The sequence below is a fragment of the Streptomyces sp. NRRL B-24572 genome (assembly GCF_002156145.1).
Classification (GTDB): Bacteria; Actinomycetota; Actinomycetes; order Streptomycetales; family Streptomycetaceae; genus Streptomyces; species Streptomyces vietnamensis.
In genome coordinates, this window is sequence record NZ_MWIG01000358.1 from 1 (window position 1) to 11,779 (window position 11,779).

Annotated in this window: 13 protein-coding genes, 1 pseudogene and 1 riboswitch; of the genes and pseudogenes, 10 read left to right on the forward strand and 4 right to left on the reverse strand. The window is 72.5% G+C overall.

Translation table 11 applies throughout. The features are described from left to right. Positions 1-587 (reverse strand): acyl-CoA dehydrogenase family protein (locus tag CCN56_RS21750; RefSeq protein ID WP_179199937.1); only part of this gene is annotated, 587 nt, incomplete at its 3' end. Positions 588-715: 128 nt separating this feature from the next. Next, positions 716-1,396 (reverse strand): ScbR family autoregulator-binding transcription factor, encoded by a 681-nt coding sequence (locus tag CCN56_RS21755; RefSeq protein ID WP_086829221.1) that lies wholly within the window; start codon positions 1,394-1,396, stop codon positions 716-718. A gap of 128 nt (positions 1,397-1,524) precedes the next feature. Between CCN56_RS21755 and CCN56_RS21760 the strand changes: the two genes are divergently transcribed. The 3 genes from CCN56_RS21760 to CCN56_RS21770 all read left to right on the forward strand — a co-directional run bounded on the left by CCN56_RS21760 (position 1,525) and on the right by CCN56_RS21770 (position 4,327). Then, positions 1,525-2,475: a ScbA/BarX family gamma-butyrolactone biosynthesis protein gene (locus CCN56_RS21760; protein WP_086829223.1), complete on the forward strand. Its 951-nt coding sequence runs from the start codon at positions 1,525-1,527 to the stop codon at positions 2,473-2,475. Between the two features lie 19 nt (positions 2,476-2,494). Further along, positions 2,495-3,433, forward strand: coding sequence for an NAD(P)-dependent oxidoreductase (locus CCN56_RS21765; protein ID WP_086829225.1), 939 nt, complete (start codon positions 2,495-2,497; stop codon positions 3,431-3,433). A 129-nt stretch (positions 3,434-3,562) separates the two neighbouring features. Further along, entirely contained in the window at positions 3,563-4,327 is a 765-nt protein-coding gene (locus tag CCN56_RS21770; RefSeq protein ID WP_086829227.1) for an SDR family NAD(P)-dependent oxidoreductase, read from the forward strand. Here CCN56_RS21770 and CCN56_RS21775 read toward each other — a convergent pair. Beyond that, positions 4,315-4,938, reverse strand: a complete 624-nt coding sequence (locus tag CCN56_RS21775) for a ScbR family autoregulator-binding transcription factor (protein WP_086829229.1) — start codon at positions 4,936-4,938, stop codon at positions 4,315-4,317. The genes CCN56_RS21770 and CCN56_RS21775 overlap by 13 nt on opposite strands. Positions 4,939-5,052: 114 nt before the next feature. Beyond that, positions 5,053-6,225 carry an alkane 1-monooxygenase gene (locus CCN56_RS21780; protein ID WP_086829241.1) on the reverse strand — a complete coding sequence of 391 codons (1,173 nt, stop codon included), beginning with the start codon at positions 6,223-6,225 and terminating at the stop codon, positions 5,053-5,055. A gap of 127 nt (positions 6,226-6,352) precedes the next feature. Here CCN56_RS21780 and CCN56_RS21785 point away from each other — a divergent pair, with 127 nt between their 5' ends. The 7 genes and pseudogenes from CCN56_RS21785 to CCN56_RS21815 all read left to right on the forward strand — a co-directional run. Continuing rightward, positions 6,353-6,973, forward strand: a complete 621-nt coding sequence (locus CCN56_RS21785) for a TetR family transcriptional regulator (protein ID WP_086829231.1) — start codon at positions 6,353-6,355, stop codon at positions 6,971-6,973. 199 nt (positions 6,974-7,172) lie between these two features. After that, complete coding sequence (locus CCN56_RS21790) at positions 7,173-7,379, forward strand: cold-shock protein (protein ID WP_256962083.1); 207 nt, start codon at positions 7,173-7,175, stop codon at positions 7,377-7,379. A 163-nt stretch (positions 7,380-7,542) separates the two neighbouring features. Next, positions 7,543-7,668: riboswitch (cobalamin riboswitch) on the forward strand. Positions 7,669-7,754: 86 nt separating this feature from the next. After that, complete coding sequence (locus tag CCN56_RS21795) at positions 7,755-8,801, forward strand: ABC transporter substrate-binding protein (RefSeq protein ID WP_086829233.1); 1,047 nt, start codon at positions 7,755-7,757, stop codon at positions 8,799-8,801. An 11-nt stretch (positions 8,802-8,812) separates the two neighbouring features. Then, complete coding sequence (locus CCN56_RS21800; protein WP_256962084.1) at positions 8,813-9,850, forward strand: iron ABC transporter permease; 1,038 nt, start codon at positions 8,813-8,815, stop codon at positions 9,848-9,850. Continuing rightward, the gene (locus CCN56_RS21805) at positions 9,847-10,686 is read left to right on the forward strand and encodes an ABC transporter ATP-binding protein (protein ID WP_086829237.1); all 840 of its coding nucleotides are present in this window, start codon (positions 9,847-9,849) and stop codon (positions 10,684-10,686) included. Before CCN56_RS21800 ends, CCN56_RS21805 begins: the two co-directional genes overlap by 4 nt. Next, positions 10,665-11,030 (forward strand): metalloregulator ArsR/SmtB family transcription factor, encoded by a 366-nt coding sequence (locus tag CCN56_RS21810; RefSeq protein ID WP_086829239.1) that lies wholly within the window; start codon positions 10,665-10,667, stop codon positions 11,028-11,030. The genes CCN56_RS21805 and CCN56_RS21810 overlap by 22 nt, the downstream gene beginning before the upstream one ends. Before the next feature lie 264 nt (positions 11,031-11,294). After that, a pseudogene (locus tag CCN56_RS21815) lies at positions 11,295-11,779 on the forward strand (MFS transporter); the annotation flags it as partial.

An 11,779-nucleotide genomic window follows, 5' to 3' on the forward strand; every position in this document is an offset into this window, starting at 1 on the left:
CCCTCGTCGCCCTTCTCCACCACGAAGGCGGAGATGCCCTTGGAGCGCTTGTCGGGGTCGGTGACGGCCATCACCGTGTAGTACTCCGACACGCCGGCGTTGGTGATCCAGCGCTTGACGCCGTTGAGGACCCAGAAGTCGCCGTCGCGCACCGCGCGGGTCTTCATGCCGGCCGCGTCGGAGCCCGCGTCGGGCTCGGACAGGCAGTAGGAGAACATCGCGTCGCCCTTGGCCAGCGGGCCGAGGTACTTCTTCTTCAGCTCCTCGGAGCCGGACAGGACGACCGGCAGCGAGCCGAGCTTGTTGACGGCCGGGATCAGCGAGGAGCTGACGCAGACGCGGGCGACCTCCTCGATGACGATCACGGTGGCCAGCGCGTCGGCGCCGGCGCCGCCGTAGGTCTCGGGGACGTGCACGGCGTGCAGGTCGTTGGCGACCAGCGCGTCCAGGGCCTCCTGCGGGAACCTGGCCTCCTCGTCCACCGCCGCCGCGAACGGGGCGATCTTCGCCTCCGCGAGGGCACGCACCGACTCCCGGAGCATGTCGTGCTCCTCGGAGGGCCGATACAGGTCGAAGTCCTTACCCATGATGTGGAGCTCCCCTAGACGCTTTTGGCACTGAGTACCCTCAGCAAAACACACTCAGTGCCATGACGCCAGAGCGCCCCGACGCTGTTCTGCGTCGGGGCGCTCCGAGTACCGTGCAGTCGGTTTTCTTAATGGGGAGTTTCCATGGAGTTCGCTTCGTCCCTGCGGCGCCGGTTCGCCTCGTATTCCGCGCCGAGCTTCTTCGCGTAATCCTCGGTCAGGTGCAGTCCGGTCAGCAGGGCCGGCGCACAGATGCTCGGCATGAAGTGCTGGAGGAGGACCGCGACGCGATGGATCAGGTCGTTGCGGTCGCACAGGATCTGGGACATCGCCTGGACCCCGGAGAAGGCGCCGGAGAAGAGCGAGGCCGTGTCCGTCACGTTGACGTGGACGAGCAGCTCGCCCCGCGCCTTCGCGACCATCAGGATCTCCGAGACCTGGTCGATCCAGGCCTGGAACGGGGCGACCCGGTCGACGCCGGTGGCACCGCTGTCCAGGGCCAGGGCGACGCTCGCCCGCACGAGGGCGTCGCGCTGCAGCCGGTGGGCGAGGAGGAAGGCCTGGTCCGCGAGCTCCTGGAGCTTGATGGCCTGCGGCGCCAGCGGCACGTCGAGCATCTGCGCGTCGAGCACGCCGAGGGCGAGGTCTTCCTTGGAAGCAAAGTGGAAATACAGAGCTCCCTTGGTCACCCCGGCGCGCACCAGGATCTCTCCGATGGTCGTGCGCTCGTAGCCCCGCTCGGCGAAGACGGCCGCGGCCGATTGCAGGATCGCCTGCCGGGTCTTGATTGCACGCGCTTGCTGCGCCAAGGCGCCTCCCGCTGTGTCGCTGTCTGTGCTCGTCGTGTGACCTGAAGCATTGAAAAGAAAACCGCGCTGTACGTATTCTAAGTCGGGCGGACACGCCGCCCGGGGGCGCGGGGATGCTAGGGGGATCCATGGATCAGAACCTTCGAGGAGTGACGGCGTGCGTCCCCGGGGAGTTCGTGCACCGAGCGGATCCCGCGGACATCATCCCCACGGGCTGGACCCAGCTGACGGAGAACCGGTTCTCCGTCTCCGCGCACTGGCCTGCCGCACATCCCTTCTTCTCTCCGGTGGCAGGGGACCGCCACGACCCCGTGCTGGTGGCCGAGACGATACGCCAGACCACCATGCTCGTCGCCCACGCCGAATTCGGGGTACCCGTCGAGGATCAGTTCGTCATGTGGGGCCTCCACTACACGGCCGACGCCGAGGCGCTCGCCGTCAGCGGCCTCTCCTCCGACGTCACCGTCGACGTCATCTGCTCCGATCTCGACAGCCGCCGCGGCAGCCTGCGGAACCTGCGCACGACCATGGTGCTCACCCGCGACGGCCGGCACCTCGCCACCGGCGGCACCCTGGCCCGCTGCACCTCCGCCCTCGCGTACCGCAGGATCCGGGGCGAGCGGATGGCCGCACTCGACCGGCCCGTCCCGCTGATACCGGCCGTGGCACCGGAACTCGTCGGCCGCGAGCACGGCAAGGACGTCGTCCTCGCCCCGGGGACCCGCCCCGGCCAGTGGCAGCTGCGCCTCAACACCGCCCACCCCACCCTCTTCCGGCGCCCGAACGACCACGTGCCCGGTATGGTGCTCCTCGAAGCCGCCCGGCAGGCGGCGACGGCGACCCTCGGCAGCAGGGCCTACCTGCCCACCGACATGGACGTCTCCTTCTCGCGGTACGCCGAACTCGACAGCCCCTGCTGGATCGAGACCGAGATCCTGCCCGGCCACGACCCCGAGGCGACCACCGTCCGGGTCACCGGCCTGCAGGACGGCGAGCTCGTCTTCCTCAGCACGCTCACCTCCCCGTCCCGGGACCTGGCGGTGGCCGGGGCCGGCCTCGGCACCCGCCTGACGGGCTGAACCCGACCGGAACGGAACCATGGGCCCACGCATCCTCATCACCGGCGCGACCGGATTCATCGGCGGCCGGGTGGCGGCGAACGCCGCGGCCGCGCCGGAGCCGGCGCACGTGCGGCTCCTCGCCCGCCGCCCGCTCGTGCCGCCGGCGGGCCCGGGCGTCGAGGTCGCCCCGGGCGACCTCCGCGACCCCGACTCGCTGCGCCGCGCCTGCGAGGGCATGGACGTGCTCATCCACTGCGCCTCGGCGATCGGCGCGGACGAGGACGTGGCGCACGCGGTCAACGACGAGGGCGCCCGGGCCCTCGTCGACGCGGCCGTACGCGCCGGGGTGACCCGGATCGTCTCCCTGAGCACCGCCTCCGTCCACGGCCGCGGCCCCTTCCGGGCGGCGGCCCCCGGCACCCTGCCGCTCGCCCCGGGCTCGGTGACCAGCCGCACCCGGGCGGCGGGGGAGCGGTACGTCCTCGACGCGGGCGGGACCGTCCTGCGGCCCCACCTCGTGTACGGCACGGGTGACCGGCAGTTGATACCGGGCTTCGTCCGGCTGCTCGCGGCCCTGCCGGGACCGCTCGACGGGGGCTCCTCGCTGCACTCCCTGATCGACGTGGACAGCCTGGCGCGGGCCCTGCTCGGCGCGGCGCTCTCCCCGAAGACGCAGGCGGGCCCCTGCTACGTCAACCACCCGGAGCCGGTCCCGGTGGCGGAGCTGCTCGCGGTCGGCGAGGCGCTCCTCGCCGGCCGGTCCGGGGCCCGGGGGCCTGCGGTGGACATCGCCGAGGCCCGCGCACTGCTCGCGGACCTCCCGTTCGCGCAGCACCACCTGGCGATGCTCGCCAGCGACCACTGGTTCGAGGACGACCGCCCGTGGCGGGGGTGGGGCTGCGACCCGGGGTCGGGTTTCACCGCGACGATCGCGGACCACATGCCCTGGTACCGGGGCCTCCTCGACCAGTCCTGACGAAGAACCGTCCCGGAGAACGGTCTCGGTACGGCGAGAACCGTCCCCGTGCACGAGAACCGTCCCCGTGCACGAGAACCGTCCCCGTGCACGAGAACCGTCCCCGTACAGAAAGAAGGCACGGCCGACATGTCTGCGCTGGCCGGAAGGACCGCGATCGTCACCGGGGCGAGCCGCGGCATCGGAAGGGGCATCGCCGAGCGGCTGGCCGGGGACGGCGCCCTGGTGGCCGTGCACTACGGCACCGGAGAGGCGGCCGCCCGCGAGACGGTGAAGACCATCGAGGAGGCGGGCGGCAGGGCCTTCGCGTTCCGCGCGGACCTGGGGGCGCCGGACGCCGTGGACACGTTCTACGCCGCCCTGGACGCGGGTCTCGCCGAGCAGGGCGCCGGTCCGGGTTTCGACATCCTCGTCAACAACGCGGCGGCGAGCGGCTCGGGCCGGATCCACGAGCTGACCACCGAGACCTTCGACCGGCTCTTCGCGATCAACGTCAAGGCCCCGCTCTTCCTCATCCAGCGGGGCCTGGACCGCCTGAGCGACGGAGGCAGGATCGTCAACGTCTCCTCGGCGGCGACGAAGCGCGCCTTCCCCGAGTCCGTCACCTACGTGATGACCAAGGGGGCCGTCGACACGATGACCCCGACCCTCGCCAAGGAGCTGGCGTCCCGGGGGATCACGGTGAACGCCGTGGCCCCCGGCTATGTCGCGACGGACATGAACGCGCATCGCCGCACGACGCCGGAGGAGAGCGCCGCCCTCGCGGCGCACTCTGCCCTCGACCGGCTCGGGACGCCGGCCGAGGTCGCGGACGTGGTCGCCTTCCTCGTCTCCGAGGACGCGCGCTGGATCACGGGTCACTGCGTGGACGTGTCGGGCGGCTACAAGCTCTGACTTCCCGCGGGTTCGAGTCCGGCGAGCGACTCGGGGCCCGCCAGCATCGGCAGCAGCGTGCGCCACAGTCCCGTGACGGTCTTGGGGGACAGCCAATCGCCGTTGTCCCGGCAGAGGGCCTCCAGACCGATCGTCGCGGCCACGATCGTACGGGCGAGGTCCTGCCGGCGCCCGGTGCCGGCGGCGAGCAGGCCCTCGTCGGCGGCTTCCGCGAGCCGCTGCTGCACACAGCTCTGCCACTCCTGGCGCAGATTGAGCTCCGTACCGGTGTCATTGGCGCAGCTGAGGCGGAACCCGGCGCGGACGACGACGTCGTCGCGGAGCAGGCGGGCGAGCGCGTGCGAGGTGTCGGCGAGGTTCTGCAGGGCGTTCGACCGGTGTGCGTACACGATCCGGGCGGTGCGGCGCAGGACGGTGGAGGCCTCGCACTCGACGGCGTCGGCGACCGCCTCCTTGTTCTCGAAGTGGAAGTGGAGCGCGCCGGGGCTCACGCCCGCTCCCGCGCTGATCGCGGACAGTGTGGCCAGGGCGTATCCATGCTGCTCGAACTCCCTGGCCGCCGACCTGATGAGCGCGTCGCGGGTCCGCGCGGCCCGCTCTTGTTTGGTCACCAACGGCTCCAGCAGCACCCACTCGACGACATCAAACCGACTGATCGGTATTGTACGAGCTTTTGGCGGGGCTCCAGGGTGCTTCGGGGGTAAACCATCCCCTGGGGGGAAAGGTCAGCCGGTCGTCGTCCCGTACCGGGCGAGCAGGCGGGTCCGGCGGGACGGCTGGAGGTTCGCGCGGGTCACGTCCCCGTCGTAATGGGCGACGACCCGGGGATCCATGACGCGGCGCCAGAGCGGGGGCACGTACGCGAGGACGATCATCCCCGCGTACCCCGTCGGCATCTCGGGGGCCTCGTCGAAGTGGCGCAGCGACTGGTAGCGCCGGGTGGGGTTCGCGTGGTGGTCGCTGTGCCGCTGGAGGTGGTAGAGGAAGACGTTCGAGGCGACGTTGTCGCTGTTCCAGCTGTGGCGCGGGGCGCAGCGCTCGTACCGGCCGCTCGCGGTGCGCTCCCGCTTGAGGCCGTAGTGCTCGGTGTAGTTGATGACTTCGAGCAGGCAGAAGCCGAAGACCGCCTGGATCGCGAGGTACGGCAGGACCCCCGGGCCGAAGACGAGCGCGAGCCCCGTGAAGAGCACGAACGACAGCGCCCAGGAGCCGAGGACCGTGTTGCGCGGGCTCCACACCGACCGGCCCCGGCGGCCCAGCCTGCGCCTCTCCAGGCGCCAGGCCGAGGTGAGGCTGCCGAGGACGGTCCGGGGCAGGAAGCGCCAGAAGCTCTCGCCGAGCCGGGCGCTCGCCGGGTCCTCGGGGGTGGCGACGCGGATGTGGTGGCCGTGGTTGTGCTCGACGTAGAAGTGGCCGTACCAGGTCTGGGCGAGCGCGATCCGGGAGAGCCTGCGCTCCAGGGCCTCCGTCTTGTGCCCCAGCTCGTGGGCGGTGTTGATGGCGATGCCGGCGACCCCGCCGAGGGTGAACGTCAGCCCGATCCGGTCGACGAGGGCGAGGTCGCCCCGGGTGATCAGCCAGCAGCCGAGGACGAGACCGGCGTACTGGACGGGGAGGTAGAGGTAGGTGCACCACCGGTAGTAGCGGTCCTGTTCCAGGTGCGCGATCGCGCTGTCCGGCGGGTTGGCGGAGTCCTTGCCTATGAGGTGGTCGACGAGCGGGAAGATCACGTACAGGACGAGGATCCCGGTCCACCAGAAGACGCGGAGCCCGGTGGCGTTCACCAGTCCCCAGGAGAGGAAGGGGAAGGCCGGGATGAGCAGGCCGAACAGCCAGAGCCAGCGCTTGGGGTCGCGCCAGGTGGCGGGGGCGTCGGGGGAGTCGCTGTGCAGGGCCAAGACCGGCTCCTCGGGGAGGTGGACGCGGCGGGTGGACACTTTCCATGACTACTGTCCAGTTCATAGACGGATTCCCATGAGAACGTCAATGCTTTGGACAGTGCCCCGTGGATAAAGTGGGGGCACGATGACACGTTTCCGCGAGAGTGTTCGGTCCCTCCTGCGAGAGCAGGTGCTCGACGCCGCCTACCGGCTCGTCGCCGCCGACGGCTGGGGCGTGCTGCGCATGGCCGGCATCGCGCGGGCCGCCGGCATCAGCCGCCAGACGCTCTACAACGAGTTCGGCTCGAAGGAGGCCATCGGCAACGCCCTGATCCAGCGTGAGCTGGAGGGCTTCCTGCTCGGCATACAGCGTGAACTCGACGCCCACCGGGGTGAGTTGGAGGCGGCGGCCGTCGCGGGCGTGGGCTACACGCTCCAGCAGGCCGTGGACAACCCCCTCATCAAGAGCGTCCTGCTCGCGGCGCGCGGCGGCGAGGACGACCTCCTCGCCTACCTCACCACCCGCCCGGAGCCGGTCTTCGGCACGGCGATGGCGATGCTCGACGCGTACGCGATCGAGGCCTGGCCCGATGTCGACGAGGAGTCCCGGGGGCTCGCCGTCGAGACGATCGTGCGGCTCACCGTCAGCCACATCGTCCAGCCGGTGGCCTCGCCGGAGGAGTCGGCGCGGCGCATCGCCAGGATCACGGCGCGGATCGCGTACCCGGGCGGTGTCCGGCCCGATGGGTGCGGCGAGGCCCGCTGACGGACACGGGGGATCTCCGGCAGCGGGCCTCTGTTGAATATTGTACGAGATCATCCGGGGTGGTCCGCCCGGACGGCGGCGCTGGTCCTCCCGGGTCCTCCCGGACGACGGCGGTGGCGAAGGACGGGCGGGCGGGGTACATGTCCCCTGAGGCGCGGACACCCTCGACCGCGTCGCCAGAGCCGACGAGGAGGCCGCCGTGGAAGGCAGAAGCATCGGATTCGTGCAGTCCTTCAACCGTCTCGGCGGGTACGGCTTCGTCGTCCCCGTGGGCTCCGAGGAGCAGGTGTACTTCAGCGCCGAGGACATCGAGGGCAAGGAGCGGACGGTCTCCGAGGGGCAGCAGGTCTCCTTCGTCCTGGTCCTCGGCGAGGGCCGCTTCGAGGCCAAGGAGCTGCGCTTCTGACGCCGTCCGGGGCGCGGGGGCGCGGACCGGCGGTCTGCGGGCGAGGGCCGGCGGCCTGCGGGTGCGGACCGGCCGGGCTCCCGGGGTGCGATCACCGGCCGGTGGTACTGTGCCGAGGCCAGTCGCACCTTTGTACGCACCTGAACGGGTACGTGCACGGGTCAGGGAATCCGGTGCGAGACCGGAACTGACGCGCAGCGGTGAGGGCGACGGGCGGAGCATCGGCCACTGGGCGGCACGACGGGCCCGGGAAGGCGCTCCGTCCGGCTGACCCCGAGTCCGAAGACCTGCTGGCGGCCCCGGCGGCACGCCGCCGTCCGGGGAGCACCGTACGACAGGCTCCGCGCATGAGCCGTGGACGCAGAGGAAGTCCCCGTGCCGCTCGCACACCCCGTCCGCTCCGCCGTGCTCGCCCTGGCCGGCGTCCTGCTCCTCACCGCGGCGGTGACCGGCTGCGGGCCCTCCGGGGCTTCGGCGAAGGACGCCCCGGAGCGCGGCTACCCCGTCACCCTCGCCGACGACTGCGGACGGCCGGTCCGCGTCGACCGCGCCCCGCGCCGGGCCGTCGCCCTCGACCAGGGGGCGGCGGAGATCATGCTCTCCCTCGGCCTCGCCGACCGCATGGTGGGCACCGCCACCTGGACGGACCCGGTGCTCAAGGGACTTGAGGAGGAGAACGCGAAGGTCCCGCGCCTCGCCGACCGCTACCCCTTCTTCGAGAAGGTCCTCGACGCCGAACCCGACTTCGCGGCCGCCTCGTTCGCGTACACCCTCGGCAAGGGCGGGGTGGCGCCCCGCGAGCGCTTCGAGCAGCTCGGCGTCCCCACCTACCTCTCGCCGAGCGACTGCGTCGGCAAGGACAACAGCGGCGACGGCGACGGCGTCCGCACCCGCCCCCTCACCATGGAGACGGTCTACGGCGAGATCCGTGACCTGGCCCGGGTGTTCGCGGTCCCCGAGCGGGGCGAGAAGCTCGTCGCAGGGCTCAAGGCCCGGGTGGCGAAGGCCACGGCGGCGGCCGACTTCACCGACGCCACCGTCCTCTACTGGTACTCCGACGCCAAATCGCCCTACATGGCGGGCTGTTGCGGAGCGTCGGGGATCGTCACGAACGCGCTCGGCGCGAAGAACGTCTTCGACGACACGCGCGAGGAATGGCCCCAGATCAACTGGGAGACCGTCGCCGACCGCGATCCCGACGTCCTCGTGCTCGGCGATCTGACCCGCCGCGCGCAGTCCGCCGAGAGCGCCGCCAAGAAGATCGAGTTCCTGGAGTCCGACCCCGTCACCCGGAACATGACGGCCGTGAAGCACAAGCGGTACGTCCTGCTCAGCGGCCAGGCACTGAACCCCACGATCCGCACCGTCGAGGGCATCGAGAAGGTGGCGGCAGCGCTCCGCACGTACGGTCTCGCGAAGTGAGCGCGCCCCCTCTGGTAACCCGGCCGACCCGGCCGGTACGCGCCACGGCGCTCCTGTGGGCGGCGGCCGGCCTCGTCCTGCTCGCCCTGTCCGTGGCCGTGGCCATCACCATCGGCCCGGCCGACATCGGCGTCGGCGAGGTCGGGTCCGTCGTCGCCGCCCACCTCGGCGGCGGCGTCTCGGAACTCTCGCCGATCCGCGACGGGATCGTCTGGGACCTGCGGCTGCCCCGTACCCTCCTCGCCGCCGTCTGCGGCGCCGGCCTCGCCCTCTGCGGGGCGGTGATGCAGTCCCTCCTGCGCAACCCGCTCGCCGACCCCTTCGTCCTCGGCGTCTCCTCCGGCGCCTCGACCGGCGCGGTCGCCGTCGTCGTCCTCGGCATCGGCGGTGGCCTCCTCTCCGTCACCGGAGGGGCGTTCCTGGGGGCCGTGGTCTCCTTCGCGCTCGTCCTGCTGCTCAGCCACACCCTCGGCGGCTCGACGGACCGGGTCGTGCTCGCGGGCGTCGCCGCGATGCAGCTCTTCTCCGCGCTCACCTCCTTCGTCGTGATGACCGCCGCCGACGCGGAGACCACCCGGGGCGTGCTCTTCTGGCTGCTCGGCTCGCTCGCCGGGGCCGGCTGGAGCGACGTGTGGGTGTGCCTCGCCGTCCTCGCGGGGGCCCTGCTGGTCTGCGGCGGGTACGCGCGGACCCTGGACGCCTTCGCCTTCGGCGAGGAGGCCGCCGCCTCGCTCGGCGTCGCCGTCGCGCGGACCCGGCTCGTCCTGCTGTGCGTCACCGCCCTCCTGACGGCCGCCCTGGTCTCCGCCGCCGGCGCGATCGGCTTCGTCGGCCTCGTCCTGCCGCACGCCGCCCGGGCCCTCGCCGGCCCCGGGCACGCCCGGCTGCTGCCGGTCACCGCCCTGGCCGGAGCGGTGTTCCTCGTCTGGGCCGACACGCTCGCCCGCACGGTCCTCGACCCGCAGGAGGTGCCGGTGGGCGTGGTGACCTCGCTGATCGGCGTACCGGCCTTCGTCCTCGTCCTGTACCGCACCAGGAGCACGCGATGACCGAGACCGCCTCCGCCGACGCCGGACCCCGTGCCGGGCGCGGTGCCGGACTCCGTGCCGAGCGGGTCTCGCGCACGGCCGGCGGCACCCTCGTCCTCGACGGGGTCGGCATCACCCTCGCCCCCGGCACCGTCACCGGGCTGCTCGGACCCAACGGCTCGGGCAAGTCCACCCTCCTGCGCCTCCTCGCCGGCGTCCTCGCCCCCGACTCCGGCGTCGTCACCCTCGACGGCGACCCGCTCGCCGAGCTGGGCCGCCGCACCGTCGCCCGGCGCCTCGCCACGGTCGAGCAGCAGGCCGACACCCAGACCGACCTGACCGTCGCCGACGTCGTACGCCTCGGCCGCATCCCGCACCGCAGGGCCTGGACGCCGCCCACGGCGGCGGACGAGGCCGCCGTCCGCACCGCCCTCGAACGGACCGGGCTCACCGACCGCGCCCGGCAGCCCTGGCGCACCCTCTCCGGCGGCGAACGCCAGCGCGTCCAGATCGCCCGCGCCCTCGCCCAGGAACCGCGCGAACTCCTCCTCGACGAACCCACCAACCACCTCGACATCCAGCACCAGCTCGACCTCCTCGCCCTCGTCGCCGACCTCCGCCTCACCGCCGTCGTCGCCCTGCACGACCTCAACCTCGCGGCGATGTACTGCGACCGGCTCGTGGTCCTCGCCCGGGGCCGGGTGGTGGCGAGCGGCCCACCGGGCGAGGTCCTCACCGAGGAGCTCGTCGCCGAGGTCTACGGGGTCCGCAGCGCCGTGACCCGGCCGGGACCCGACGGGCGCCCGCACATCCGCTTCCTCGGTACGGTGGGCGCATGCCCGAGCCCGAGCCCGTAGGCCCCGCAGCCGTCTCCCGTCCGCACGAGCGGACCCCGGGCGCGCGTGAACTCGCGGCGGCGGCCGAGGTGTTCGGGCTGCTCTCCGACCCCACCCGGCTCCAGCTGGTGTGGCTGCTCACCCGGGGCGAGGCCGACGTCACCGCCCTGACCGAGGCGTGCGGGGCCGCGCGTCCCGCCGTCAGCCAGCACCTCGCCAAACTGCGCCTCGGCGGGCTCGTCACGACCCGCAAGGAGGGCCGCAGGGTCGTGTACGCGATGCCGGACGGACACCTGAAGCGCCTGGTCGTCGAGGCGATCAGCCGCGCGGACCACCAGGTGACCGGGGAGCCCTGGCACGACTGAGGCGATCGGCGTCGACTACGACCCGGCCGGGACGGACGCGACGGCCGTGCTCGGCACCGCGCTCGCCCCGGTCGGGGCCGGCGGGCGCCACGCGCACGCGTACCCCGTCGACGCGCCGCACCGGCGGTGGCCGCAGGCGCCGGGCCGCGCGTCGGATCAGCGCGGGAGCCGCATCTCCAGGCCGTCCAGGACCACGTCCAGGCCGTAGGCGGACTTGGCGTCCCGGATGGCGACCGGATCGACCGCCGCGTGGGCGGCGGCCTCGTCGTAGGCGGCGGCGCCGGCGCCGGACTCGCCGCGAAGATCGGCAACCGGCTCCTGATCCTCGCCGGCATGCTCGTCATGGCCGCCTCCTTCGCCCTGCTCGCCACCGTCGACGCCCACTCCGGCTTCACCGTCCCGGCCATCGCCCTCGGCCTCCTCGGCCTCGGCGCGGGCCTCGCGATGCCGGCCGCCGTCGGCGCGCTGATGAGCACCGTCCCCGAGGAGAAGGCCGGCGTCGGCTCCGCCCTCAACGACACCATCCAGCAGGCCGGCACCGCGCTCGGCATCGCCATCCTCGGCTCGCTCCTCACCAGCACCTTCTCCTCCGAGACGCAGGCCGACGCCCCCGAGCAGGCCAAGCAGTCCATCGGCGGCGCGCTGGCCGCCGCCCAGGGCGACGCCGGACTGATCGCCGCCGCCCGCGGGGCCTTCACCTCCTCGATGACCACCACCTTCACCATCAGAGCCGTCGGCGTCCTCGCGGC